Annotated in this window: 24 protein-coding genes; 10 read left to right on the plus strand and 14 right to left on the minus strand. The window is 57.2% G+C overall.

The annotated features are described in order from the left end of the window. Nucleotides 1–56: 56 nt before the first annotated feature. The 3 genes from pyrH to rpsB form a co-directional block, all read right to left on the minus strand. Entirely contained in the window at nucleotides 57–785 is a 729-nt protein-coding gene (pyrH, locus tag ABNF92_RS03980; RefSeq protein ID WP_008170379.1) for a UMP kinase, read from the minus strand. Between the two features lie 184 nt (nucleotides 786–969). Then, complete coding sequence (gene tsf / locus ABNF92_RS03985; RefSeq protein WP_069184905.1) at nucleotides 970–1,839, minus strand: translation elongation factor Ts; 870 nt, start codon at nucleotides 1,837–1,839, stop codon at nucleotides 970–972. A 92-nt stretch (nucleotides 1,840–1,931) separates the two neighbouring features. After that, the gene (rpsB, locus tag ABNF92_RS03990; protein WP_069184906.1) at nucleotides 1,932–2,684 is read right to left on the minus strand and encodes a 30S ribosomal protein S2; all 753 of its coding nucleotides are present in this window, start codon (nucleotides 2,682–2,684) and stop codon (nucleotides 1,932–1,934) included. Nucleotides 2,685–2,937: 253 nt separating this feature from the next. Between rpsB and map the strand changes: the two genes are divergently transcribed. The 6 genes from map (at nucleotide 2,938) to dapE (ending at nucleotide 10,131) form a co-directional block, all read left to right on the plus strand. Beyond that, complete coding sequence (gene map, locus ABNF92_RS03995) at nucleotides 2,938–3,708, plus strand: type I methionyl aminopeptidase (protein WP_064227416.1); 771 nt, start codon at nucleotides 2,938–2,940, stop codon at nucleotides 3,706–3,708. Continuing rightward, a complete protein-coding gene (locus ABNF92_RS04000) occupies nucleotides 3,709–6,354 on the plus strand; it encodes a [protein-PII] uridylyltransferase (protein ID WP_349343512.1) in 2,646 nt (881 codons plus the stop codon). It begins immediately after the preceding gene. Further along, the gene (dapC, locus tag ABNF92_RS04005) at nucleotides 6,351–7,553 is read left to right on the plus strand and encodes a succinyldiaminopimelate transaminase (protein WP_349343513.1); all 1,203 of its coding nucleotides are present in this window, start codon (nucleotides 6,351–6,353) and stop codon (nucleotides 7,551–7,553) included. Before ABNF92_RS04000 ends, dapC begins: the two co-directional genes overlap by 4 nt. Continuing rightward, nucleotides 7,550–7,891 carry an ArsC family reductase gene (locus ABNF92_RS04010; protein ID WP_069184909.1) on the plus strand — a complete coding sequence of 114 codons (342 nt, stop codon included), beginning with the start codon at nucleotides 7,550–7,552 and terminating at the stop codon, nucleotides 7,889–7,891. Before dapC ends, ABNF92_RS04010 begins: the two co-directional genes overlap by 4 nt. Nucleotides 7,892–7,979: 88 nt before the next feature. Then, complete coding sequence (dapD, locus tag ABNF92_RS04015) at nucleotides 7,980–9,008, plus strand: 2,3,4,5-tetrahydropyridine-2,6-dicarboxylate N-succinyltransferase (RefSeq protein WP_136631750.1); 1,029 nt, start codon at nucleotides 7,980–7,982, stop codon at nucleotides 9,006–9,008. Beyond that, nucleotides 8,995–10,131, plus strand: coding sequence for a succinyl-diaminopimelate desuccinylase (gene dapE, locus ABNF92_RS04020; RefSeq protein WP_305967063.1), 1,137 nt, complete (start codon nucleotides 8,995–8,997; stop codon nucleotides 10,129–10,131). The genes dapD and dapE overlap by 14 nt, the downstream gene beginning before the upstream one ends. A gap of 71 nt (nucleotides 10,132–10,202) precedes the next feature. On the opposite strand, the gene ABNF92_RS04025 is transcribed toward dapE, so the two are convergent. Then, on the minus strand, nucleotides 10,203–10,421 hold the full coding sequence (locus tag ABNF92_RS04025; RefSeq protein ID WP_008170396.1) for a SlyX family protein: 219 nt from the start codon (nucleotides 10,419–10,421) through the stop codon (nucleotides 10,203–10,205). Between the two features lie 223 nt (nucleotides 10,422–10,644). On the opposite strand from ABNF92_RS04025, the gene ABNF92_RS04030 reads away from it, so the two are divergent. Further along, nucleotides 10,645–11,175 carry a cold shock domain-containing protein gene (locus ABNF92_RS04030; RefSeq protein ID WP_069184912.1) on the plus strand — a complete coding sequence of 177 codons (531 nt, stop codon included), beginning with the start codon at nucleotides 10,645–10,647 and terminating at the stop codon, nucleotides 11,173–11,175. Between the two features lie 41 nt (nucleotides 11,176–11,216). Here the strand turns inward: ABNF92_RS04030 and ABNF92_RS04035 are convergent, their stop codons facing one another. The 3 genes from ABNF92_RS04035 to ABNF92_RS04045 form a co-directional block, all read right to left on the minus strand. Next, nucleotides 11,217–11,591 carry a hypothetical protein gene (locus ABNF92_RS04035; RefSeq protein ID WP_136631752.1) on the minus strand — a complete coding sequence of 125 codons (375 nt, stop codon included), beginning with the start codon at nucleotides 11,589–11,591 and terminating at the stop codon, nucleotides 11,217–11,219. Then, nucleotides 11,563–12,987, minus strand: coding sequence for a hypothetical protein (locus ABNF92_RS04040; RefSeq protein ID WP_349343514.1), 1,425 nt, complete (start codon nucleotides 12,985–12,987; stop codon nucleotides 11,563–11,565). Before ABNF92_RS04040 ends, ABNF92_RS04035 begins: the two co-directional genes overlap by 29 nt. A gap of 103 nt (nucleotides 12,988–13,090) precedes the next feature. Next, nucleotides 13,091–13,531: a VOC family protein gene (locus ABNF92_RS04045; RefSeq protein WP_349343515.1), complete on the minus strand. Its 441-nt coding sequence runs from the start codon at nucleotides 13,529–13,531 to the stop codon at nucleotides 13,091–13,093. A 69-nt stretch (nucleotides 13,532–13,600) separates the two neighbouring features. Between ABNF92_RS04045 and ABNF92_RS04050 the strand changes: the two genes are divergently transcribed. Beyond that, on the plus strand, nucleotides 13,601–14,500 hold the full coding sequence (locus tag ABNF92_RS04050; protein WP_349343516.1) for a DUF1853 family protein: 900 nt from the start codon (nucleotides 13,601–13,603) through the stop codon (nucleotides 14,498–14,500). A 4-nt stretch (nucleotides 14,501–14,504) separates the two neighbouring features. On the opposite strand, the gene ABNF92_RS04055 is transcribed toward ABNF92_RS04050, so the two are convergent. Both ABNF92_RS04055 and ABNF92_RS04060 read right to left on the minus strand, forming a co-directional pair. Next, the gene (locus ABNF92_RS04055) at nucleotides 14,505–15,083 is read right to left on the minus strand and encodes an AAA family ATPase (protein ID WP_069184917.1); all 579 of its coding nucleotides are present in this window, start codon (nucleotides 15,081–15,083) and stop codon (nucleotides 14,505–14,507) included. Then, a complete protein-coding gene (locus ABNF92_RS04060) occupies nucleotides 15,067–15,480 on the minus strand; it encodes a ParD-like family protein (protein WP_222466446.1) in 414 nt (137 codons plus the stop codon). Before ABNF92_RS04060 ends, ABNF92_RS04055 begins: the two co-directional genes overlap by 17 nt. Nucleotides 15,481–15,650: 170 nt before the next feature. On the opposite strand from ABNF92_RS04060, the gene ABNF92_RS04065 reads away from it, so the two are divergent. Next, nucleotides 15,651–16,676: an NADP-dependent oxidoreductase gene (locus ABNF92_RS04065; RefSeq protein WP_349343517.1), complete on the plus strand. Its 1,026-nt coding sequence runs from the start codon at nucleotides 15,651–15,653 to the stop codon at nucleotides 16,674–16,676. A 31-nt stretch (nucleotides 16,677–16,707) separates the two neighbouring features. On the opposite strand, the gene ABNF92_RS04070 is transcribed toward ABNF92_RS04065, so the two are convergent. From ABNF92_RS04070 to ABNF92_RS04090, 5 genes are all read right to left on the minus strand, one after another. Then, a complete protein-coding gene (locus tag ABNF92_RS04070; protein WP_349343518.1) occupies nucleotides 16,708–17,676 on the minus strand; it encodes an NAD(P)H-quinone oxidoreductase in 969 nt (322 codons plus the stop codon). Between the two features lie 81 nt (nucleotides 17,677–17,757). Next, nucleotides 17,758–19,497, minus strand: a complete 1,740-nt coding sequence (locus tag ABNF92_RS04075) for a sugar phosphorylase (protein WP_349343519.1) — start codon at nucleotides 19,495–19,497, stop codon at nucleotides 17,758–17,760. Continuing rightward, the gene (locus ABNF92_RS04080; protein WP_069184922.1) at nucleotides 19,494–20,717 is read right to left on the minus strand and encodes a glycosyl transferase; all 1,224 of its coding nucleotides are present in this window, start codon (nucleotides 20,715–20,717) and stop codon (nucleotides 19,494–19,496) included. Before ABNF92_RS04080 ends, ABNF92_RS04075 begins: the two co-directional genes overlap by 4 nt. A gap of 36 nt (nucleotides 20,718–20,753) precedes the next feature. Then, entirely contained in the window at nucleotides 20,754–21,569 is an 816-nt protein-coding gene (locus ABNF92_RS04085) for an HAD-IIB family hydrolase (protein ID WP_305967054.1), read from the minus strand. Nucleotides 21,570–21,581: 12 nt separating this feature from the next. Further along, complete coding sequence (locus ABNF92_RS04090) at nucleotides 21,582–22,520, minus strand: hypothetical protein (protein ID WP_349343520.1); 939 nt, start codon at nucleotides 22,518–22,520, stop codon at nucleotides 21,582–21,584. 75 nt (nucleotides 22,521–22,595) lie between these two features. Between ABNF92_RS04090 and ABNF92_RS04095 the strand changes: the two genes are divergently transcribed. Further along, a complete protein-coding gene (locus ABNF92_RS04095; RefSeq protein ID WP_349343521.1) occupies nucleotides 22,596–24,050 on the plus strand; it encodes a protein adenylyltransferase SelO in 1,455 nt (484 codons plus the stop codon). Nucleotides 24,051–24,101 lie beyond the last annotated feature (51 nt).

Genomic DNA, 24,101 nt, shown 5'->3' on the forward strand with positions numbered 1-24,101 from the left:
TTCGTCATGTCTTTTTGCACTATGGCCCCAAACTCCCATGGGACCTGGACAGCGTTTTATTCGATCAGTGTACCTTCTTTCTCGCCGGTTACGATGCGAGTCAGCGCGCCTGCACGGTTCATATCGAACACCCGCAGCGGCATGCCGTGATCACGGGCGAGACAGATGGCTGTCAGATCCATCACGCCCAACTTCTTGTCCAGAACCTCATCATAGGTGAGGTAGTCGTATTTCTCTGCACTGCTGTCCAGGTGCGGATCCGCTGAGTATACGCCATCCACCTTGGTGGCTTTGAGCACGGCATCCGCCTCGATTTCAATACCACGCAGACAAGCAGCGGAGTCTGTCGTGAAGAAGGGGTTGCCGGTACCGGCACAGAAAATCACGACATCGCCGTCCTTGAGATCCCTGACTGCTCGGCGTCTGTCGTAGTGCTCGACGATCCCACTCATCGGGATTGCCGACATTACGCGGGTACGGATGTTGGAGCGCTCCAGAGCGTCACGCATCGCCAGACCGTTCATGACCGTGGCCAGCATACCCATATGGTCGCCGGTCACCCGGTCCATGCCCGCAGCATTCAGGGCTGCTCCACGGAACAGGTTACCGCCACCAATCACCAGACCAACCTGTACGCCGATACCAATCAGCGCACCGATTTCCAGTGCCATGCGGTCAAGAACTTTGGGATCAATACCGAAATCGTGCTCACCCATCAGGGCTTCGCCACTGAGCTTGAGCAGAACACGCTTGTATCTGGGCTGGGTTTTCGATGATGTCGGCATGATGATCCCCTTGTCGTCTGTTGGCTGCTATCCGGCGTGATACCCGTTGCAGGCTTGTATCTGACATACTCCTCAAAAAAGGGGTATCTCAGATACAAGCCCGCCACGAGAGCCGGAAGTTTCCGGCTAACGTGGCAGACTCAGGTGATGCAGAGGCAGAGCGCCCGCTGCATCAAACGAAGGATCAGGCCTTGCCTGTGCCGGCTGCAGCAGCAACCTCGGCAGCAAAGTCCACTTCTTCCTTCTCAATGCCTTCACCCACTTCCAGGCGCACGAAGCCAACAAGCTCGCCACCGTTGGACTTGATCAGCTCGCCCACGGTCTGATCCGGGTTCTTGACGAAAGGCTGCTCAACAAGGCTGTTTTCCTTGAGGAACTTCTTGATGCGGCCGCCCATCATCTTCTCGACGATCTCGGCAGGCTTGCCTTCCATATCCGGCTGGGCCTTGATTACTTCCTTCTCTTTTTCAAGCTCTTCTGCCGGCATGTCTTCCGGCTTGCCAACACGGGGGTTAACCGCAGCTGCGTGCATGGCAATATCACGGGCAACTTCAGGGTCGCCGGCAGTCAGGGCAACAACAGAAGCAATCTTGTTGTTGCTGTGGACATAGCCACCAACAACCGGGCCTTCAACTTTCACGATGCGACGAACAGTGATGTTTTCGCCGATCTTCTGAACCAGCGCTTCACGCTTGGCTTCCAGATCGCCTTCCATCAGTTTGGCTACGTCAGTTTCGCCTTTTTCGAAGGCAACGTTCAGGACATCGTTGGCAAAGTTCAGGAAGTTGTCGTCGCGAGCCACGAAGTCTGTCTCGGAGTTCACTTCCAGAATGTACGCAACGGTGTTGTCGTCAGAAATCTTGATCAGTGAAGCGCCTTCAGCGGCGGTACGGCCGGCTTTCTTGGCAGCCTTCAGACCGGAAGACTTGCGCAGTTCCTCGATTGCGGCGTCTACACTGCCTTCTGCTTCAACGAGCGCCTTCTTGCACTCCATCATGCCAAGGCCGGTACGCTCACGCAGCTCTTTGACCATTGCAGCGGTAATTGCAGCCATGTTCAATCCTCTCAACTGTTCCGAATTCGGTGGGGAGGTGTGCCCGAGGCAACCCGGGGCACACCTTACATCTCAAACGTGAAGGTAAAGCCTTACTCAGCGGCTGGAGCAGCGCCTTCGGCGTCTTCGCTGACTTCAACAAACTCGTCAGCGCCGGCACCGGCAGACTGGGCCGCTTCGATGCAGGTATCAGCAACGGCTTTCACGTAAATCTGGATCGCGCGAATGGCGTCATCGTTGCCCGGAATCACGTAATCAACACCGTCCGGATCACTGTTGGTATCCACAACGCCGATAACAGGAATGCCCAGTTTGTTGGCTTCCTTGATAGCGATACGCTCATGGTCAACGTCGATCACGAACATCGCATCCGGCAGACCACCCATGTCCTTGATACCGCCAATGGAACGCTCAAGGCGGTCCATTTCACGGGTGCGATCCAGCGCTTCTTTCTTGGTCAGCTTGTCGAAAGTACCGTCCTGGCTCTGGGTTTCCAGGTCACGGTAGCGACGGATAGACTGACGGATGGTCTTGTAGTTGGTCAGCATGCCACCAAGCCAGCGATGGTTAACGAACGGCTGACCGGCACGCTCGGCTTCTTCCTTGATGATCTTGGCCGCGGCACGCTTGGTACCAACGAACAGGATCTTGTTCTTGTTCTCTGCCAGCTGCTGAACGAACTTCAGCGCATCGTTCATGGCAGGAACAGTCTGCTCAAGGTTGATGATATGAATCTTGTTACGGGCGCCGAAGATGAACTTCGACATTTTCGGGTTCCAGTAGCGGGTCTGGTGACCGAAGTGAGCACCTGCTTTCAACAGGTCACGCATATTTACCTGAGCCATGATAGTTACCTTTTTAGCTTCGGGTTAGTCCTCCACGTGTCCGATTATCCCAACCTGGCTCCTTGAAAAGCAGGAGCAGGCACCCTGGGATAACGTGCCGACACGTGTGTGAATTTGCCGGATTCGTTTCCAGCGGGCGCGTTTATACCATATTCGAGCCGGTAAACGCCATTATTTTTGACGACCGGCTTCCTTGTACCCGGACGGCAGGGCCCTTAAAATGCCGGTTTGATACAAATCAACGGGAAACCCAATGCAGGTATCGATCAAGACTCCGGAAGAAATCGAAAAGATGCGCGTCGCTGGCCGTTTGGCGGCCGAAGTGCTCGAGATGATTGGCGATTACGTCAAACCGGGCGTTTCCACTGAAGAACTCGACCGGATCTGCCACGACTATATTGTTAATGAGCAAAAGTGCATTCCGGCGCCGCTCAACTATAAAGGATTTCCGAAGTCCATCTGTACCTCGGTTAACCACGTGATCTGCCACGGCATCCCGTCAGAGAAGAAAATACTCAAGGACGGAGACATCCTTAATATTGATGTCACCGTAATAAAGGATGGCTACCACGGTGACACGAGCAAGATGTGGATCGTCGGCAAGCCCAAACCGGGCACAGAGCGCCTGATCCAGATCACTCAGGAGTGCCTCTATAAAGGTATCGAGCTGGTGAAGCCGGGAACCCGCCTGGGAGATATTGGCCACGTCATTCAGCAACACGCCGAAAAACACCGCTACTCTGTGGTTCGCGATTATTGCGGCCATGGCATCGGCGCGGTGTTTCATGAAGAGCCGCAGGTTATGCATTACGGCAAACCCGGCACCGGCCTGGAGCTTCAAGAGGGCATGACCTTCACCATTGAGCCGATGATCAATCAGGGCAAATACCAGACCAAACTGCTGCCGGACGGCTGGACCGTGGTTACCAAGGACCACAAGCTATCTGCACAATGGGAGCACACCATCCTTGTGACTGCTGACGGCCATGAGGTTTTGACCAAGCGAAAGGAAGAGTCCTTCTAAGTGGACCAAAGCGAGCTGGAATCCCGCATCAGTAACGACCCCTCTCCCGTCAAGGCGGCCCGGGAACTGTTAGAGGGAAGGTATAACGCAGATGCCGAGGCCTTCCGGCAGGGGGCCGATGTCCGCGCCCTTGTCCACTCCCGGGCCGACACCGTCGATACCGTTCTGAAGCTAATCTGGAATCGTTATCCTTTTTCCGGCTCGCCGGACATTGCCCTGGTGGCTGTCGGCGGCTACGGGCGCGGTGAGCTTCACCCCCACTCAGACATTGATTTGCTCATACTGACTCGCAATGGTATCGAGGACAGCTGGCACGAAGATCTGGGGGCCTTTGTTACTCTCCTCTGGGATTTGCGACTGGATATCGGTCATAGCGTTCGCAGCATTGAGGAAAGCAAAACGGCCGCCCGTGAAGACATCACCATACTCACCAACCTGCTCGAAACCCGCACCATCGCCGGCCCGGATGAGCTTCGGTCGGACCTCAGCGAGCAGGTGTACTCCGACGATGTCAGCACCGACCGCAACTACTTCATCGCAAAGCGCGAAGAGCAGCAGCAACGGCACCAGAAATACGGCGATACCGAATACAACCTTGAGCCCAACGTCAAAGGCTCCCCGGGCGCCCTGCGGGACATACAGACCATTGGCTGGATTACCAAACGCCACTTTGGACTGCAGAACATTGCAGACCTGACCCGATTCAGCATTCTCACCGAGGAAGAGCATCAGATACTCTTCCAGGGTGAAACCTTCCTCTGGCAACTGCGCTATGGCTTGCAACTACTGGCCGACCGGAATGAAAACCGCCTGTTGTTCGACCATCAGCGAGCCCTTGCCCAGATGCTCGGCTACAAGGACGAAGGCAAGCGGCTTGGCGTTGAACTGATGATGCAGTCCTACTATCGAACGGTACTGGCGCTCGCCGAGCTGACCGACGTGATTCTGCAATATTATGACGAGGCCATTCTCGGCAGCGCGTCCGAAGACGCCATCCAGCCAATAAACAAACGCTTCCAGATTCGCAACTATTATATCGAAGCGGTTAACAACCAGGTTTTTGCCTACGCGCCTTACGCCATCATGGAAATTTTCGTGCTGATGGCCCAGCATCCGGAGATCAAGGGCATTCGCGCGACCACCATCCGCTCTCTGCGGGCGCACCGCCACCTGATTGACGATGCGTTCCGTTCCGATCTGGCTGTGACCACTTTGTTCATGGAGCTGCTCAGAACGCCCCATGCGCTGGATCAGACCCTGTCCGCCATGAAGAAGTACAACGTGCTAGGCCGGTACCTCCCGGAATTCGGCCAGATTATCGGCCAGATGCAGCACGACCTTTTTCACATTTACACCGTGGACGCCCACACCATGCGCGTCATCCGCAACATGGTTCGGCTGAGCGGCACCGAGGCGCGGGACGAATACCCCCTGGCCTCTCGCCTGATCCATCGGTTACCAAAGCTGGAAACCCTTTATATAGCGGGCATATACCATGATGTTGCCAAAGGACGGGGCGGTGACCATTCGGAAATGGGCGCCATGGATGCCGAGGCTTTCTGCCACAGGCATCATCTGAGCGAGCGGGACACACAGCTGATCTCGTGGCTCGTGGAAAACCACCTGCTGATGTCCATGACCGCGCAGCGCAAAGACATATCTGACCCGGACATCATTCATGCCTTTGCCAGAGCAGTACCGAGCCAGGCGCACCTCGATTATCTCTATGTGCTGACCGTATGCGATATCAGCGCAACCAACCCAAAACTCTGGAACACCTGGCGCGCCTCTCTGTTACGCCAACTGTATATCGAGGCCAAACGGGCCCTGCGCCGGGGCACGGAAAACCCCATCGACCGGCAAGAATGGGTGCGCGCCACCCAATCTGAAGCGCGCGAGATCCTGCACGCCCAGAACATGACGGATGAGCAGATCGACGTTATCTGGGACACCGTGGATGAGGATTATTTTCTCCAGGACTCAACCGTTGATATTGCCTGGCAGACAGCCGCCATTGTCCGTCACGGCAACAACCCCGACCCACTGGTGCTTATTCGCGACACTCGGGGCGGACCCACGGATGGCTATTCCCAGATCATTATTTACATGAAGGACCGGGTTGCCCTGTTTGCGGCAACCACTGCGGTGCTTGAGCAGCTGAACCTGAACATCGTGGACGCCCGTATCAGCTCCAGTGAGGGTCCCTACTCGATCAGCTCCTACGTGGTGCTGGATGAAAAGGGCCAGCCTCTTGGAATCGATCCCGCGCGCAAGGAACGGGTGCGTTTACGCCTGATTGAAGAGCTGGATGACCCGGAAGACTACCCGGATATCATCCACCGGCGCACACCAAGGCAACTGAAACATTTCGCCTTCCCGACGGAGGTGACGTTCTCTAACGACACCATCAACCAGCGCACCGTAATGGAAGTGATCACCCCTGACCGGCCCGGCCTGCTGGCGCGAGTCGGCCAGGTGTTGCTGGAGCATCGGGTGCGACTGACCAACGCCAAGATTGCCACCCTGGGCGAGCGCGTAGAGGACGTTTTCTTCGTCACCGACGAACACGGCGAACCCATCCGGGACCCGGCCGTGTGCCAGGCCCTGCAGCAAGATCTCTGCAAAATGCTGGACGACATTCAATGAATCCCAATCTGGACAGACTCCATCCCTACCCGTTTGAAAAACTGGCCAAACTGAAGGCCGGCATTAGCGTGCCTGATCATCTCCACCCCATCTCTCTCGGGATCGGCGAGCCGAAGCACCCCTCCCCTGAATTCGTCAAAGAGGTAATTGCGAACAACCTGGACAAGCTTGCCAATTACCCGACCACCCGGGGTACGGATGAACTTCGCGAGGCCATCAGTCACTGGGCAACCCAACGATTCCAACTGAAAGCCGACAGCCTGAGCCCGGCGAAAAACATCGTACCGGTGAACGGTACGCGCGAAGCCATCTTTTCCCTGGTCCAGGCTGTGGTGGATGCCAGCAAACCTGCCACCGTGGTCAGCCCCAACCCGTTTTATCAGGTCTATGAGGGTGCTGCATTCCTGGCCGGCGCCACGCCCGTATACCTTCCCTGCGACGGCTCCAACGGCTTTATTCCGGACTTTGAGGCAGTGCCGGAATCCGTCTGGCGGGATTGTCAGGTATTGTTCCTGTGTTCACCGGGCAACCCAAGTGGCGCGGTGATTCCACGGGAAACACTGGCCAGGGTTATTGCCCTCGCCGACAAACACGACTTCATCGTCGCCTCCGACGAATGCTATTCCGAGCTGTACCCCGACGAGAGCAAACCGCCGGAAGGCCTGCTGCAAACCTGCGCCGCCATTGGTCGTGATGACTACCGCCGCTGCGTGGTATTTCACAGCCTCTCCAAGCGCAGCAACCTGCCCGGCCTTCGGTCCGGTTTCGTCGCCGGTGACACTCGCATTCTCGAGGGCTATCTGAAGTATCGCACCTACCATGGCTGCGCCATGCCCATCCATAACCAGTTGGCCAGCATCGCCGCCTGGAGCGACGAAGACCATGTTCGGGAGAACCGTGCAGCCTACCGCGCCAAGTTCGAGGCCGTAGTGCCCATTCTCAGAGAAGTCATGGAAGTGGATTTCCCGGACGCCGGCTTTTACCTGTGGCCGGAAACACCGATGGACGATGAAACCTTTGCCAGGGAACTCTCCGCCCAGCAGAACGTCCACGTCCTTCCCGGGCGCTACCTCTCTCGCACGGTGGATGGCCACAACCCCGGAGAAAACCGGGTCCGGATGGCCCTGGTTGCGCCGGTGGAAGAATGCGTCGAGGCGGCACACCGGATTGTTGAATTTGTTAAGGCGAACCAGACATGAAACTGTATGGCATAAAAAATTGTGACACGGTGAAGAAAGCCCGCAAGTGGCTGGATGAGCAAGGCGTTGACTACCAGTTCCACGACTTCAAGAAAGACGGTCTGGACGACGATCTGCTGTCCAAATGGGAGAGCGCCGTTGGCTGGGAAAGCCTGTTGAACCGCCGTGGCACCACGTGGCGCAAACTTCCCGAGGAGGTTCGTGATACCATTAGCGCCCAAAGTGCTCACGCGATCATGCTGGAAAATCCGTCCATCATTAAGCGCCCTGTCGTGGAAAACGGCAATGAGGTGCGCGTGGGTTTCAATGCAGACGAATGGGCTGCATGGCTGGCCTGAATCTCAGGGCAACAGATCCAAATTTTAACTCCGGAGTCGGAAGGCGCGAACTTCTTACCCCAACATTCAGAACAGGAGCAACCATCAGATGAGCTTTGCATTCGGTATCGGTATCGGCACCCAGAACAACCAGGGCGAGTGGCTGGAAGTCTTTTACCAGCAGCCGGTCATGACACCCGATAACACCCTGATGGACGTCATCTCCAATGTCCTGGAATACAAGGGCGGCAACCAGGCGATCAGCGCGACCGCCGAACAGCTCAGCCAGCTCGCCAATGCCTTGCGACAGATTGGCCAGACCGACCAGGCAACCCTGGCGGACAAAGCGGCCAACAGCAAACGCCCGGTCGTTGTTACGGTCCTGGAAACCGATGACACAGCTTCCAGCACGCCCGAGGTTTACCTCAAGCTTCACCTGATTTCCCACCGCATGGCGAAACCCCATGGTCTGAAGCTCGATGGCATCTTTGGCCTGCTGCCCAACCTGGCCTGGACCAACGAGGGCGCAATCGACCTGAACGAGCTCTCCGATCGTCAGTTACAGGCCCGCCTCGAAGGCCGCACATTGGAAGTCAAGTCCGTCGATAAATTCCCGCAGATGACAGATTATGTGGTACCGAAGGGTGTTCGCATTGCCGACACTGCTCGGGTCCGTCTTGGCGCCTATGTTGGTGAAGGTACCACCGTCATGCACGAAGGCTTCATCAACTTCAACGCCGGCACCGAAGGCACCAGCATGATCGAGGGCCGCATCTCCGCCGGCGTTATGGTTGGCAAGGGCTCCGACCTGGGCGGTGGCTGCTCCACCATGGGCACCCTGTCCGGTGGTGGCAACATCATCATTGCGGTTGGCGAGAACTGCCTGATCGGTGCCAACGCCGGCATCGGTATCCCGCTGGGCGACCGCTGCAAAGTGGAAGCCGGATTGTACATCACCGCCGGAACCAAGGTTGCCCTGCTCGACGACAACAACGAGCTGGTTGAGGTTATCAAGGCTCGCGATCTGGCCAACCAGCCGGATCTTCTGTTCCGCCGCAACAGTCAGACCGGCGCGGTCGAGTGCAAAACCAACAAGTCTGCCATCGAGCTGAATGAAGAGCTGCATGCAAACAACTGATTCCCCGACCCTAGAACTTGCCATCGACCTGATCCGCCGGCAGTCCGTCACTCCCGAAGATGCCGGCTGCCAGGAACTGATGATGTCGCGGCTGGCACCTCTGGGCTTCACTGGCGAAAACCTGAGATTTGGCGATACCGATAACCTCTGGGCCCGCAAGGGCTCAGAGGGGCCGGTGCTGGCCTTTGCCGGCCATACCGATGTGGTGCCGACTGGTCCGGAGAAGAACTGGGCACACCCGCCGTTTGATCCGGTAATCAAGGACGGCTATTTGCTGGGCCGTGGCGCGGCGGACATGAAGGGCAGCCTTGCGGCCTTCGTAACCGCCTGTGAGCGATTCGTTGGAAAACACCCCGATCACCGTGGCTCCATTGCCCTGCTGATCACCAGCGATGAGGAGGGCCCGGCCCAACACGGCACCGTGAAAGTGGTGGAAGCCCTCGAAGCCAGGAACGAAAAGATTGACTGGTGCCTGATCGGCGAACCCTCCAGCACCCATGAAGTGGGAGACGTGATCAAGAACGGCCGCCGGGGTTCCTTACATGGTTATCTGACAGTGCATGGCGTTCAGGGCCACGTTGCCTACCCGCATCTTGCCGAGAACCCGGTTCATTCCGTGGCCCCGGCACTGGATGCGTTGGCGAAGGAGTTCTGGGATAACGGCAACGACTTCTTCCCGCCAACCACATTCCAGATCACCAGAATGGAAGCGGGCACCGGAAGCAACATTATTCCCGGTGAGTGCCTGGTGCACTTCAACTTCCGCTACTGCACGGAAAACACGGCAGAAAGCCTCGAGGAACGGGTGGTAGCCATACTGGATCGCCACAACCTGAAATACGACCTGCAGTGGCACCTGAGTGGCCGTCCGTTCCTCACGGACAAGGGAGCGCTCGTATCCGCCAGCCAGAGCGCCATTCGCACAGTGACCGGCCGGGAAACCGAGCTTTCAACCTCCGGCGGCACTTCCGATGGCCGTTTCATCGCGCCAACCGGCGCACAGGTGGTGGAACTTGGCCCTATCAATGCAACCATTCACAAGGTGGATGAATGCGTGAAGGCCGAGGATCTGAATACCCTTTCGGATATCTACGAGCAGATTCTGATCGAACTCCTGGCATAAAGGTCAAAATCGGAATCCCACAAAAAAGGGTCAGGTGAAGATTCCACCTGACCCTTTTTATTGCGCCATCTTCAGTAATGAGGAGGAGGTGTTTCGTCCTGCTCCGACTTGATATTGGACGGCGAAACATCCTTCAGCTGCTTGTGCAGCAACCGCTTGGCTTCCCACAGTTCACGGATATCCATTTCCTGCTTGGCCACCTGCTCGCTCAGGGTATTGATAACGTCATCCTGGAAGGCCAGCCGGGTTTCCAGCTCATCCAGTCGGGTTTCCAGATCGTTCTGGCTCATCAGCTATTGGGACTCCCCTGGGTAAATCTCTCTAGAATGTGATCGATGACACTGCGTATCCCGCTGCTTGGTCAGTGCTCGGGATAATCTGGTATCATTCCGCTTTTGCCCGCCAGCGCGCCCGTTTTTCGGGGTACTGTCGGTTTTCACCGGCCGGATGTGCGATTTTACCCGATATCCGGTTTTTATCGTTAGCGTTACAAGAATGGAGAAATTTCAGTCAATGCGTAATCCATCCAAAGCGATCCTTTTTTCTCTCCTGATCGCCATTCCCGCACCGCTGGTGCTTGCCATTTTGCTGTCTTTCACACCAGAGCCTCTTCGCCTGATCGCTGCGGGCCAACTTGTGGAAGCCCTGGGTAGCAACCGTGGTATCGCAGCCTACATTATCTCGCTGATCGTTTTCGGCATTGCGGGCTTCCTGGCCATTGCGTTGTCAGTCAAGAAACCGGCCGAAAAGCAACAAACATCCCGGTCGAGCAACCGTGCACCCAGCCAGAGCCGCGATGACGATGATGACGGCTATGACGAAAGCAGCCCTGAGGGGAACGAGGAAGGCACCGTAAAGTGGTTCAACGTCAAGAAAGGCTTCGGCTTCATCGTGCGCGACAGTGGTGATGAAGTATTCGTTCACTTCCGTGCCATTCGTGGCCGCGGGCGCCGGGTTCTGCGCCAGGGTCAACTGGTACGCTTTAACGTTGTGGAAGCAGACAAAGGCCTCCAGGCCGACAACGTGTCCATCCTGAGCGACTGAATCGCCCGCTAAAAAGAGAGGCAGCCCACGGGCTGCCTCTTTCAGTTCCAGACGACCTGTTGCTCGCCCCGGTGGTCCAATCGCCACCATTTCTCATCCTCTACAGGCTCCCCTTCTGTCCAGTCTCCCGGGCTGCAACGAATCTCGGTATCCATTGCACGCCAGGCACTGCGCGCGCAGTCCAGATCACTGTTCCAGGGCACTCTGGGGCCTTCAATAACCAGTGACGTAAATCGTTTTCCGAAAGCTCCGGGATAAAGCGATATCCGAAGTCTTTCGCCCTCGTAGCGGCCAACGCCCTTGATCACGCGCGTCACCTCACCATCATCGAGTTCCAGTTCGTCCAGGTGATTCTCTAGCCACCCTGACACCGCACCCGGTTCCAGATCACGAATGTAAATTTCCAGATCCTGCACCCGCTGAATCTCCATCCTGCTGATTACAATGCAGCACATAGTGAACCGGCCCGGGTCGAGCTGCAACCCAGCGCTCCAGTTCCTGGCGTAAATCTTCAGCAGAAAGCTGACGCAAGGTGCCGGCCGCCTTACGCTCATGCCAGGCCACCTCTGCCGCCACCCGATGAAGCTGTATCTCTCCCAGCGATGCTTCGATATCGTCAAGAGGCTCCTTGCGGGCCAGGGCCACCAGCGACTGACGTCGCAGAGTGTCTTCCTGCCCGGACAGGGCCACCGCCTCGGCCGGGCCCCTTCGAGCAAAGAGATTGAGCCTGGCAGCCGAGCGCTCCAGCCATTGGAGCATTCCTCCGGGAGTGCTCACACAACGGCTTCGGCGAGAGGCCGCAAACCGGATCACGGAGCGAGGAATCTGGATATTCCATTGCTTCTCTAAGGCGGCCTGATGTGCCGTCAGAATAGCCTGCCGTTGGACAACGCTGGAAGCCGGCATGGCAAAGATGTCGAGGGTACGGCCCAGGCGATGCTGGAGTGTGGCGGCCGAACTGCTGTCGGCGGCCTCGCCGGGACCCAGCAGTAGAATCGGCCCGGCCCATTGCAGCAACAACTCAGAGGCCAGACCATCGGGCAGATTCATCAGCGCAATGAGATCTGCGGGTGAGATATTGTCCAGCACAAGGACCGGCCAGCGTGATCCACTCTCACCAGGCTCGCCCTGCACCCGGCGCTCTGGAAGAACCGGAAGATCACTGGCCATGATTTCCGCTTCACGGCGGAGGTCCAGCTCAACATAATCGAGTTCCAGTGTTGGTAGCAGTGATTGCAGCCACGCTGTTTTACCCGAACCCCGATCACCCCGGACCCAGAGCATGGCTGACGGGGACGCCGCCAGACTGATCGCAACGTCCTCCGCCAGCTCAACCCACGCGGAATCAGTCACAACCACAGGAGCTCTCTGGAATTCATCGATCGGAGCCGGCTCCCGCTCTTCCGAAGGATCGGGCCAGCGAGGGACCAGCTCGAAAACCGCCACATAGGCTTTTTCCTGCAGCCGCTCCGCATGGCGAACCAATGTCGCAAGCAGCTGCGACCACCCTAGCCATGGGGAATTGCTGGTTTCCCTGGCCGATGCGAACCAATACATCAACTGGGATGACAACTGTCCTTCACCACCAACTTCCGTCACTATCGGTTGTTCGCACTGAATGGTGCGGATGAGTTCATCCATATCCACGCCGCAGCCCCGCAAAAAGCGGACAATATTGAGTACAGAGTCCAGCAGGGCAAGCAGGTAGTCTTCAGCGGTAATCACCGAGCCGCCACGGCGTTCAACGCTTTCCCGGGCTCGTAGTAAAGCGGTCTGGCACTGGGGATCCAGGCATCCTTGCCAATCGTCCATCGAACGTCTCCATGTTCTTGATGCATCATCCTGATACGAAAGCTTTGTTGCGGATTGTTATTGTATCACGCTCTGGCCCCACGCGGCGGCCCGCCTGCAGGGCTCACCAGGTACCAGTGTTTTCCATGCTGGCCCAGGGTTCTTTCGGTGGAAGCGCCTCACCTTTCTGCAAAAGCTCGATAGAGATGTTATCCGGGGTACGGATAAAAGCCATATGCCCATCACGGGGCGGGCGATTAATGATTACGCCATTGGATTTGAGGTGCTCGCAAAGCGCATAAATGTCGTCCACCCGGTAAGCAAGGTGGCCAAAATTGCGCCCGCCAGTGTACTCTTCAGGATCCCAGTTATAGGTGAGCTCGATCATCGGCGCCCGGTCTTCTCGGGCACGCGCCTCGTCTTCCGGCGCAGCCAGGAAAACCAGGGTAAACCGGCCTTTGTCGCTACTCTTGCGACTGATTTCAATCATTCCCAGCAAATCGCAAAAGAAATGCAGCGTCTCTTCCAGATTACTCACCCGGATCATGGTGTGAAGATATTGCATGTAGCCTCCTTCAGAAGTGAAGTGAACTGATCATCGTGCCTTGCGGACAGTTTACGGTATTCTGGCCATATGGATGCAAAAACAGCCCCCTACTCTGCTTCTGAGCTGACCACCCCCGAGGTCCGACACCTTGCCTGGGTATGCCAGGCACCTCAGCTGTTGCAGTCACCGCTGACGTTTGAGCCAGGTCGCTTTCTGCCTGATGATGTAACGGAAAAAATTAAAGCCTGGGATCACAACCCGCAAACAGCACCGCCTCTGCTGAGAGAACCGCCCCAGAAACGGCTCGGGTTCTACTTCGAACGGCTTTACCGGGTATTGCTGGAAGATCTGCTGGGCTGGGAAGTTCTGCTTCAAAACCAACAGATACAGTCCAACGGGCGAACCATCGGCGAACTGGATTTTGTCGTGCACAATCGCAATGAAGATCGAATTGAGCACCACGAAATTGCCATCAAATATTACCTGGGGGTTCCGGAGCACAGTGGGAGAACCCTGTGGTATGGACCGAACGCCCGGGATCGGCTGGACCTGAAAGCAGACCGGATGTTGCGCTTGCAAAGCCAGCGAACCACGCTGCCCGAAGCCAGGGCGCTGCTGGCAGACATGGGTATCAAAGAACCTGTCATGCCCCGCATTTTCATGCCCGGATACCTTTTTTACCCGACCGGAACACAGGTGAGCGCCCCACAGTCCGTGCCTGCAAATCACCTTCGAGGCCAGTGGTGCTACCTCTCACAGGTTGAATCATCGGACCTTCCCGGTTGGGTGCTCCTGAACAAACCCCACTGGATCGGCCCGTGGCGTCAATACGAATCCCCCGCTCCTGATGCAGTGAATGCCGCACTGGCCACCATCGAACGCGCCGAGATCCCGCTCTTGTTCGCGAAGCTGAAGCAGAATTCCGTCACCGGCCTCTGGCAGGAAACCAATCGCTTATTCGTAGTGCCGGACAGCTGGCCAGGGTGAATGATCAGCGATCAATCAGATCACTTGCCCACTGCGGCAAATTATCCTGCAAGGCACACCACTGCCCATTTTCGCAGACCGCGACGCGTACGTAAGGCTGATCAAGGCGCGAGTTATCGACCAGGTGCAATTCGTCCGCCAGACCAATGCATTGGCGCAGATTCGCCAGCGTTCGTGGAATCCTTGACTCGATCTTGGCTTCTGGGACGTTGTGGCCGCCGGCTGTTACCCGGGAAGCGACCCGCGCCTTGTTCAGGGAGGGCAATTCCAGATGGAAGTAAAACATCCGAACCCGAAATCCGGCGGCTTTGGCTGTCCCGACAAAATCCACTTTCGAGGGGTGGGAGAAGACGGTTTCGAAGCAGAAGGTCTGCCTCTCCTCAATCAGCCTGAGCCGTTCCCTTTCCGCAATCAGTGCTGCCTCGTAACTGTGCTTTTCGGGCGCGTCCGGCCACATGCTGCGGGCAATATTATCGGCGTTTACCAGCGGAATCTTCCGGCGGGCCAGGAACCGCTCATAAAATGTGGTTTTGCCCGCACCGTTACCGCCAACCAGCAGCCAGAGCTCAGGCTGCGTTGTCACGGTCACTCAGTGCCTCAAAGCGTCCATTGCGAAACTGACCGATTTCCCGGGAGCCATCCGGATATATGGCTTCCAGATAGCCCGGTTTCTCTCCAGACGCCTGATACACCGTACGCCCGCGGCTGATAGAGCGCTCCAGTTCGCCACTTGCCCGGGCCTGATCCACCTCAGCCCAGAGGTCATCGCTGGAAACCTGCTCGGCCACCACCGGCTCAACCCTCACCCGGCGAATACCCTGGAGAATGGCGATCAGATCTTCGGCGCTCACGTCGCCGGCGACGGCACGCCCTATCTCGGCCCAGTACTCGATCTGCTTGGGTGTCGAGCGCCGATGGACTGCACCCTCCGCCGCAGCATGGCGGACCAATGTGTCGTCAAGACGAACAGCGGTTGTCATGGTGACCTCCAGATACGATACCTGTTCATACGCCACAAATTATTGCATTTGTTGCATTTCGCTACAACTGATGCAAAACATTTCAACCACATCAACTTGGCCAGAAGGTTGACCGACACCGGAATCTGCTGCACCCTAATCTGGTTTCATTATGCAACCGGAGAGAACAAGTGAGCGAATACAGGAACCGAGCCGTTGTACTCAAACAGCGCCCCCAGGGTGAAATTCAACAAGGCGATCTGGTGTTGGAAGAGCGCCCCGTTCGCTCCCCCAATGAGGGTGAGGTGGTCGCACAGGTGCTCTGGCTGTCGCTGGATCCTTACATGCGCCCTCGTATGAACGATGCCAAAGGTTACATGGAGCCTATCGGCATCGACGAGCCCATTGTCGGCGAGAGCGTTGCCCGGGTGGTGGAATCCCGCTCGGACGCCCTGAAGGTCGGTGATCTGGTCACTTGTTATTCCGGTTGGCAGGAATACGTTACCTTCCCGGGCGATGCGCCGATGGTGTACAAGATTCAGCAGCGAGACAACGTACCCCTGCAAGCCTATCTCGGCGTTGCCGGTATGCCTGGGCGCACGGGGTACTGCGGCCTGATGTACGTGGGTAAGCCGAAAGCCGGCGAAACCGTGGTTGTCTCTGCCGCTTCCGGGCCTGTAGGCACCGTCGTTGGCCAGACTGCCAAATCAGAGGGCTGCCGGGTTGTTGGCGTTGCCGGCGGCCCCGAAAAGTGCAATTACGTGGTCAATGAACTGGGTTTCGACGCCTGTGTGGATTACAAGGCCGGCAATCTGGAAGCAGACCTGAAAGCGGCCTGCCCTGACGGCATCGATATCTACTTTGAAAACGTGGGTGGTGCCGTGACGCGCGCCGTGGCACCGCTGTTGAACACGGGCGCCCGGGTGCCCATATGCGGTTTCGTATCCGCCTACAATGCAACCGATATGGCCAGCGTGGAAACCCCGTTTCACGTCCTCAAGGCACTGGACCCAGTACCCGAACACCGGTTTTTCCTGGTGACCGAATGGCAGGACCAGCACCAGGAGATCACCGACATTCTGGCCTCACGGGTCGCTTCCGGTGAACTGAAATACCGGGAAACTGTTGCCGAAGGCCTGGAAAATGCCGTTGACGCCTTCAAGGGCATGCTCAAGGGCCAGAACTTCGGCAAGCAGCTGGTTCATATCGCAGACTAACGAATCCAGGAAGGCGCGACAGGCTGCCTGCTCAGTCGGCAATCTTCAGGAGCACCTTGCCGGTGTTCCTGTTCTCGGCCACATAGGCCATCGCGTCTTCCAACTGTTCGATCGGCCAGGTGCTATCGATCAATGGCTCAATCTGGCCGGCGGCCAGCAGCGGCCAGACATGCCGGTAGAGCGCCTGCATGACCTCACCCTTATCCTCGACCGTTCGGGAGCGGAGTGTGGAACCGATAATACGCTGGCGTTTGACCAGCATGATGCCCAGATCCACCTCGGCCATCCGGCCGCCCATCAGCCCGATCAGTACAATCCGGCCATCGACATTCAGAACCCGCTGGTCTTCGGCAATGTAGCTGCCACCAACCGGGTCCAGAACCATATCGACTCCGCCCCAGGCTGTAACGGCCTCCACAAAGGAACCGTCATTCCGGTTCCAGACACCGCTGGCCCCCAGCTTTCGACAAACCTCCAGCTTGACTTTGTCACCGGCAGTGGCGAAAACCGGGTTACCGAAGGCCGTTGCCAATTGAATGACAGCGGTGCCGAGACCGCTTCCGCCTGCGTGCAGAAGCACCCGTTCGCCCGGTTTCAGTGCCGCTTCGTGGTAAAGGTTCAGCCAGGCCGTGGCGAGCACCTCGGGAATGGCCGCTGCTTTCTCGAGTGACAAACCCTTGGGGATAGGCAAAACCTGAACTTCGGGCACGACAACATGGGTCGCGTAACCGCCGCCCGTAAGCAAGGCGCAGACCTCGTCACCAGGTTTGAAACGGGTTACCCCTGATCCCACCGAGGCAATCCGCCCGCTGACTTCCAGCCCCAGAATGTCGGACGCGCCCGGCGGCGGTGGGTAGACACCCGCCCGCTGCATCAGGTCGGCACGGTTGATGGCTGTCCAGACAACCTCAATTTCAACGTGGTCCTCGGGCGGCTCCCCCGGCCCTTCCCAGGATTCCCAGCTGAGGTTGCCCCCGGTTACCTTGATTGCTTTGATCATGTATCACGTCTCGGCCTTGCTCATATGGGCACAGGATACCCTATGTTTTTCGAGCATTGCACAAATGACGTTGTCAGATGATCAGACGGTAACTTCCAGGTTGGACAACCACACGCTCTGGTATGGCTTCAGGGTGATAGAGCCGGAAAGATCATCAATGGTCATCCCGGAAATCAGGTCCTGCCAATGATCGGTACCAATCAGATTGATGTCGCTCAGGGCCACCTGCTGCACCTCGTTGCTGATATTGTGAATGCAGAAGATGGACTGATCCCGGCGCATACTTTGACGCCAGAAACCGAACAGCTGAAGCCCGAGATGCAGGGTGAACTGGGTGGCATTCGGATGAAATGCCGGCTGTTTGCGCCGAATGGCGATCAAACGCTTCAGCTCCTGGAACGCTTTGCTGTGATGGCTCAGGGGGTCCGCGAGCTTCTGCTCCAGGTCGTCCAGTTGCCACTGACTGCGGTTGATGGACCGCAGCCGACCGGTATGCTCCACTCGCTCCAGATCGTTTTCCGTCGCCAGCAGACTGTGGATGTAGAACGCCGGAATGCCCTCCAGGGCCAGCATCACGGTGTGCGCGCAGATAAAACGCTGCAGTTGCCAGTGATCCCGCCCCGACTCCGCCGTGCCCTGAAGTGCGTCGTACAGGGCAATATTGATTTCGTAGGGCTGATCCCGACCATCCGGCGTTCGCCGGAAAGAAACCTTGCCACCAAAAGAATCCATGGTGTTGATCAGCCGCTGCTTTTCCTCTTCCGTCAGCAGACCATCCGTCGGCCGCATGCCAACACCATCATGGGAGGCAATAAAGTTCAGATAGGTGGTGCCCATCTGGGCCGGCGGCATGCTCATCAGCCAGGTTTTCAGGTGCTTGCAGTCACCGGTCACCAGGGTATTGATCAGCAGGGGTGGCAACGAGAAGTTGTAGATAACATGGGCTTCGTTGGCGTTGCCGAAATAGGTCAGGTTTTCCCGGTTGGGTACGTTGGTCTCGGTAATCACCACGGCATCAGGGCTGTGATGCTCGATCAGCAGCCGGAGGATCTTGATCAGCTCATGGGTTTGCTGCAGATGAATGCAGGGCGTACCCGGTTCCTTCCAGAGAAAGGCGACGGCATCAAGCCGGAAAATGATAATGCCTCGTTCCAGATAGCGCCGGATGATTGCAGCGAACTCGATCAGCACCTTCGGATTGGCAAAATTCAGATCGACCTGATCCTCGCTGAAGGTACACCAGACATACCGCTCGCCATCGTCGGTCTGGACCGGGTTCAGGAGCGGTGAGGTACGGGGACGCACCACGGCACTCAGGTCGTCTCTGGGATTACCCTCGAAGAAATAATCCTTGCCCGGATCCACCCGTTTGCGGAAGTTCTCGAACCAGCGGCTGCGTGCGGACATATGGTTGATGACCAGATCCGCCATCAGCTTATAGTCCCTGGCGATACTCTCGATATCCTCCCAATTTCCATGGGACTCGTTCACCGCCAGATAGTCCATGACCGAGAAGCCATCATCGGAGCTATAAGGGAAGAACGGCAGTATGTGCACCGACGAAATGGAATCCGACAGACAATCGCCGAGAAACCGGTGCAGAGTCTGCAGAGGCTTTTCGTCCGCCCGCTGCACCGTGTCGGCGTAGGTGATCAACACCACATCCGATTCGTCCCAGTTATTCTGATGCGCAGGCGGCGGTTCCTGGTTGGGCGCCAGCCCCATGGTGGTCAATAACTGCCCGGCCAGAAAGTCACAGTCCAGCTCCGGGTAAACCACCTCCAGCATGGACACCAGCTTCGCTTTCAGAGGCTGGGTCATGGCTTGAATTCCTCGTTATCCAGTTCGACCGCCTCCAGCAACTGCTCCTTGATGTCAGGAATGGCGCTTGTGACCCGGTTCCAGCTGGGAATAAAGGGTGTATCCATCGGATTATCGAGGAAATAGGCGCCGGCCCGCATCACGTTCTGGGCAAACAGCTCCACGGCTTTCTCCTCCTTGTGCCGATCAAACGTCAATCCGTTAATAATGGCGTCATTCTGGTAGGTCTCCACGAAATCCAGGGCAATGCGGAAATACGTGGCTTTGATGGTCCGGAATTTTTCATTGGAGAAAATCTCGCCGTTGGTCGCCAGCTTCCGGAACAGGGCCTTGGCGATATCCATGCTCATTTTGGACAGCCCTTTGCTGACATCCTCCGCCGAGAGTTCCTGGTGCTTGTGATCATAGACATCGGCAATGTCCACCTGGCAAAGGCGGTTGGTGGCGTAGTTGCGCTTCATCTCCGAAAGCACACCGATCTCCAGACCCCAGTCACTGGGAATGCGCAGATCATTGATCACGTCGGTGCGGAATGAGAATTCCCCGGCCAGGGGGTAGCGGTAACTGTCGAGGTAGTCGAGGAAATCGTTGGGACCACAGACTTTCTTCAGTGCGCGGATCAGCGGCGTCACCAGTAGCCGGCTCACCCGTCCGTTCATTTTCCCGTCGGCGACACGGGCGTAATAGCCTTTGCAGAACATGTAGTTGAAGCCGGGATTGGCCACAGGGTAGATCAGGCGGGCCACTAGATCCCGGGAATAGGTAAGGATGTCGCAGTCGTGCAAGGCAACGGATTTGCTGACACCGGAGGCCAGTACATAGCCAAAGCAGTACCAGACGTTTCGGCCCTTGCCCATCTCCGTCGGCGCCAGGTTCTGCTCCCTGAGCTTCAGGTCAATACTCCTGAGGCGGGGCCCATCGTTCCAGAGCACCTTGAAGTTCTGAGGCAGCTCCGAGAAATATTCCAGAGCGTGGCGGTATTGCTCCTCATTGGCACGGTCGAGGCCAATGACCACCTGATCCAGATAAGGCACCTTGCCCAGCTCGTGCACAATATTTTTCAGGGCCGGCCCCTCCAGCTCCGAATACAGCGACGGCAACACCAGTGACATTGGCCGGGCCTTGCGAAAGCTCATCAGCTCCGCTTCCAGGTCCTCCACGGGACGCCGAACAAGGTTATGAAGGGTTGTGATAATGCCATTCTGGTAAAAGTCGCCCATGGCGGCTCTCCTTGTTTATACCCGCATTCAAACGGGTCAGTACCCGTACTCAAACAGGAGATTGAGTACGCACTCATTCCAGCCTTCAGGGCCGGGCTTGAGGGAGCGCATGGCGTGCTTTGCCGAAGGCAGCCGCACTTCATCGCTTTTGACACCCCGGATTACCACCGGTATATCGGCCGATTCCAGCATCTGCTGATCGTTGGGACTGTCGCCCAGGGCAATGGCCAACACGGGCGCATCGCCATACTGCTCCCGGTATTGCTCTCTGTATTTGTTTAGCAAGAACCGGGCCCCATCGGCTTTATCGAATATCCCCATGGCATGAAGAAAACGTCCTCCGGCTACCAGTCGAAGGCCCTCCGAGCCCAGAGCCGCCTCAAATTCCGCCAGCTCCTCTTCCGATCCCTGCCAGAGCAATGGTTCGGTCCCAAGCCGTTCTTTGGCCCTCCCGGCTGCCGCCGGATCCAGGCCCGTCTCTGCCGCCAGCTCGTTTGCGGACATGTCGGCAAAGCTCGTGAATCGAGCTCCCCTCTTACGTTGAGCGCCAAGCACCTCAAGAACCCGATCCCGGGTTGCACCAAAATTCACCACTTCTTCTTCGGCATTACCCAGTGCATGGGGCGGAATAACCACGGCTGCACCGTTTTCGACTATGAACGGATCGTTATTTCCAAGCTCTTCCCTCAACGCCCGGATCTCCGGCATGGTTTTGCTGGAGTTAAGCACCAGGGGTATCTGGGCTGCCTTCAGCCTGTCGAGGGCTGGACCGGCGGCCTGCCAACGGTAATCATCGTGATCAAGCAGGGTGCCATCGAGGTCGGAAAAGATAATCAAATGAGGTCGGGCCATGGCCGTTCTCCGTCAAGACTCACGGAACTGCGGAAGACCGAGGGAGTGGTCCTCGGCCACGTTGATAAGAACATCAGCCCTGCCCGGCATTTCAGCGAGACAGGATCGGGTAACGCGTTCATAGTGCATGACGAAGCGACCGATTTCTTCGTCGTTCATGATGCGCAGATCCTGTGCACCACCATGGAGCTCGCCCTTTTCTGGTGCATTACCGATTTTCGTCGCCAGCTTTTGCTCCTGGAGTCGACGCCACTCAAGCACACACTCCATGGAGGGAGCCTTCAACATAACCAGACAATCGATTTGACCAAAAAACGCCTGGTATTCCCCTTTCAACTGCTCATTAACATACCTGCGCCAGACGCAGTCAGGATCCTCGTTCGCCTCCAGGGGATTCATCGGCTCTCTTAGCGCACTGTCTATCTCCGGTCGCGCGCCCAGGCACCAGCCTTCCAGAAGAATGATCTCTGCCCTTTCTCCGAAAACAGGCCAATGCTCACGTGGAACCCTGTCGTCCCTTGATTTGTCGAAGGCTGGAATGGGCGTGGCATCTCCGGGCCCCGCACTGCGCAGACGGTGCAAAATCTGTTGGCCCAACGCTACGTCGTGGGTTCCTGGCACACCCCGGGTCTTAAATAACGGATGTACCCGCCGGGCAAGGGCCTCACGCTCGGCTCTGGTAAGGTAAATATCATCGAGGGAGAAATTGGCAGTGGGGCGATTGCGGTGCCGGAGCAGAATTTCCCGTAAAAAAAGGGTCAACGTGGACTTGCCTGTGCCCTGGGCTCCGTGAATACCAACCACAATGGGCCGCTTTTCCGTATCATGGAGCGCACAGATTCGGTCTGCCAGCGGCAGAATGGTTTTTTCCACCGTTTCGGCGTAGGCGTCGGGCAGGCCCTCCTGTTGAATCAGGGCACTGACGGTTTGTTTTAGTGAGCGATCAGACACGTTGGGTTTCCAGTTTAATGGGTGACTTAAGCGAGACGGCAGCAGAATTCATACCAATGGGAGTATAGGCGTTTTATGAGTGGCAACGATTTTCGAATAGAGCATCGCTACCTGGAGCTCCCGGACAGTTTTTATACGCGGGTTCAGCCCTCACCCCTGAAAGACGCGAAGATGGTGTGTTTCAACCACAAACTCGCAGCCCAGATGGGATTTCGGGCCGATTCCGAATCCGACTGGACCGGAGTGGGCGCAGGATCGGAATTACTCGAGGGCATGGACCCGGTGGCCATGAAATACACCGGCCACCAGTTCGGGGTCTACAACCCGGAACTCGGCGACGGCCGTGGCCTGCTCCTCTGGGAAACCATTGGTCCTGATGGACGACGCTGGGACTGGCACCTCAAAGGCGCCGGTATGACCCCTTACTCCCGCTTTGGCGATGGCCGCGCCGTGCTTCGCTCCACCATTCGCGAGTATCTATGCAGCGAGGCCATGTATGGCCTTGGCATCCCGACCACCCGGGCCCTTTTCATGGTCAGCGCCAGAGACCCGGTGCGCCGGGAGTCCATCGAAACAGCAGCGGCACTTGTGCGAGTAGCCGAAACGCACATTCGCTTCGGGCACTTCGAGTTCGCCGCCCACCACGAGGGGCCTGAAACCGTCAAGACGCTACTCGAACACGTGATCTCGCTGCACTTCCCCCACTTGATCAATCTGCCCGATGACGAACGGTACAGCCGGTGGTTCGAGGAAGTGGTCGAGCGGACGGCGCGAACGATTGCGGACTGGCAGGCGGTGGGCTTCTGCCACGGCGTGATGAACAGTGACAACATGTCGATCATCGGCGACACCTTTGACTACGGCCCCTACGCATTTCTCGATGATTTCGATGCCGGCTATATAAGCAACCATACCGACCAGGGCGGGCGCTACGCCTACAATCGTCAGCCGCAAGTCGGGTTTGAGAATTGCCGTTATCTGGCCACAGCCCTGCTGCCCGTGATGGAGGAAGACGACGTGCGCCGGGGGCTTCGCCGGTATGAAGTGGCCTACAACGAGCGCTTCCTCCAGAACATGCGGGACAAGCTGGGCCTTGCCATTGAGGATGAAGCAGACCTGAGCCTGATCATGGATACCTTCAGCATGATGCACGAGCATCATGTGGACTACACCCGTTTCTTCCGGGCGCTTTCCAACCTGCATAGCCACGGCCATGGGCCGGTGCGTGATCTGTTTGTCGATCGAAGCGTGGCGGACCAGTGGCTGGAGCGCTACGAGGAACGACTACTGAACGAAACCCGCGCTCACGATGAACGGGAATACGCCATGCGCCGCGTGAATCCGAAGTATGTGCTGAGGAATTACCTGGCCCAGCAGGTCATTCAGGAAGCCCAGAACGGGGATTACGAACCCATGAAAGCACTACTGAAGGTGCTTGAGCGGCCCTATGACGAACAACCGGAGAACGACGCTTATGCGGCATTGCCGCCGGATTGGGGCAAACACCTGAATATCAGCTGTTCAAGCTGATAAATCTGGACCAACAGAACGAAAAAGGGCCGGACGATCATTCGTCCGGCC

Source organism: Marinobacter sp. MMG032 (assembly GCF_040112695.1).
GTDB lineage: Bacteria > Pseudomonadota > Gammaproteobacteria > Pseudomonadales > Oleiphilaceae > Marinobacter > Marinobacter salsuginis.

What these genes read in the sequence shown, in the direction of transcription:
- ABNF92_RS04030 (WP_069184912.1), top strand. Translation starts at nt 10,645, where the DNA reads ATGCGTAATCCATCCAAAGCGATCCTTTTTTCTCTCCTGATCGCCATT.
- tsf (WP_069184905.1), bottom strand. Translation starts at nt 1,839, where the DNA reads ATGGCTGCAATTACCGCTGCAATGGTCAAAGAGCTGCGTGAGCGTACC.
- ABNF92_RS04085 (WP_305967054.1), bottom strand. Translation starts at nt 21,569, where the DNA reads ATGGCCCGACCTCATTTGATTATCTTTTCCGACCTCGATGGCACCCTG.
- ABNF92_RS04060 (WP_222466446.1), bottom strand. Translation starts at nt 15,480, where the DNA reads ATGACAACCGCTGTTCGTCTTGACGACACATTGGTCCGCCATGCTGCG.
- dapE (WP_305967063.1), top strand. Translation starts at nt 8,995, where the DNA reads ATGCAAACAACTGATTCCCCGACCCTAGAACTTGCCATCGACCTGATC.
- dapD (WP_136631750.1), top strand. Translation starts at nt 7,980, where the DNA reads ATGAGCTTTGCATTCGGTATCGGTATCGGCACCCAGAACAACCAGGGC.
- ABNF92_RS04045 (WP_349343515.1), bottom strand. Translation starts at nt 13,531, where the DNA reads ATGCAATATCTTCACACCATGATCCGGGTGAGTAATCTGGAAGAGACG.
- ABNF92_RS04070 (WP_349343518.1), bottom strand. Translation starts at nt 17,676, where the DNA reads ATGATCAAAGCAATCAAGGTAACCGGGGGCAACCTCAGCTGGGAATCC.
- ABNF92_RS04010 (WP_069184909.1), top strand. Translation starts at nt 7,550, where the DNA reads ATGAAACTGTATGGCATAAAAAATTGTGACACGGTGAAGAAAGCCCGC.
- ABNF92_RS04050 (WP_349343516.1), top strand. Translation starts at nt 13,601, where the DNA reads ATGGATGCAAAAACAGCCCCCTACTCTGCTTCTGAGCTGACCACCCCC.
- dapC (WP_349343513.1), top strand. Translation starts at nt 6,351, where the DNA reads ATGAATCCCAATCTGGACAGACTCCATCCCTACCCGTTTGAAAAACTG.
- ABNF92_RS04075 (WP_349343519.1), bottom strand. Translation starts at nt 19,497, where the DNA reads ATGACCCAGCCTCTGAAAGCGAAGCTGGTGTCCATGCTGGAGGTGGTT.
- pyrH (WP_008170379.1), bottom strand. Translation starts at nt 785, where the DNA reads ATGCCGACATCATCGAAAACCCAGCCCAGATACAAGCGTGTTCTGCTC.
- ABNF92_RS04095 (WP_349343521.1), top strand. Translation starts at nt 22,596, where the DNA reads ATGAGTGGCAACGATTTTCGAATAGAGCATCGCTACCTGGAGCTCCCG.
- ABNF92_RS04025 (WP_008170396.1), bottom strand. Translation starts at nt 10,421, where the DNA reads ATGAGCCAGAACGATCTGGAAACCCGACTGGATGAGCTGGAAACCCGG.
- ABNF92_RS04040 (WP_349343514.1), bottom strand. Translation starts at nt 12,987, where the DNA reads ATGGACGATTGGCAAGGATGCCTGGATCCCCAGTGCCAGACCGCTTTA.
- map (WP_064227416.1), top strand. Translation starts at nt 2,938, where the DNA reads ATGCAGGTATCGATCAAGACTCCGGAAGAAATCGAAAAGATGCGCGTC.
- ABNF92_RS04080 (WP_069184922.1), bottom strand. Translation starts at nt 20,717, where the DNA reads ATGGGCGACTTTTACCAGAATGGCATTATCACAACCCTTCATAACCTT.
- rpsB (WP_069184906.1), bottom strand. Translation starts at nt 2,684, where the DNA reads ATGGCTCAGGTAAATATGCGTGACCTGTTGAAAGCAGGTGCTCACTTC.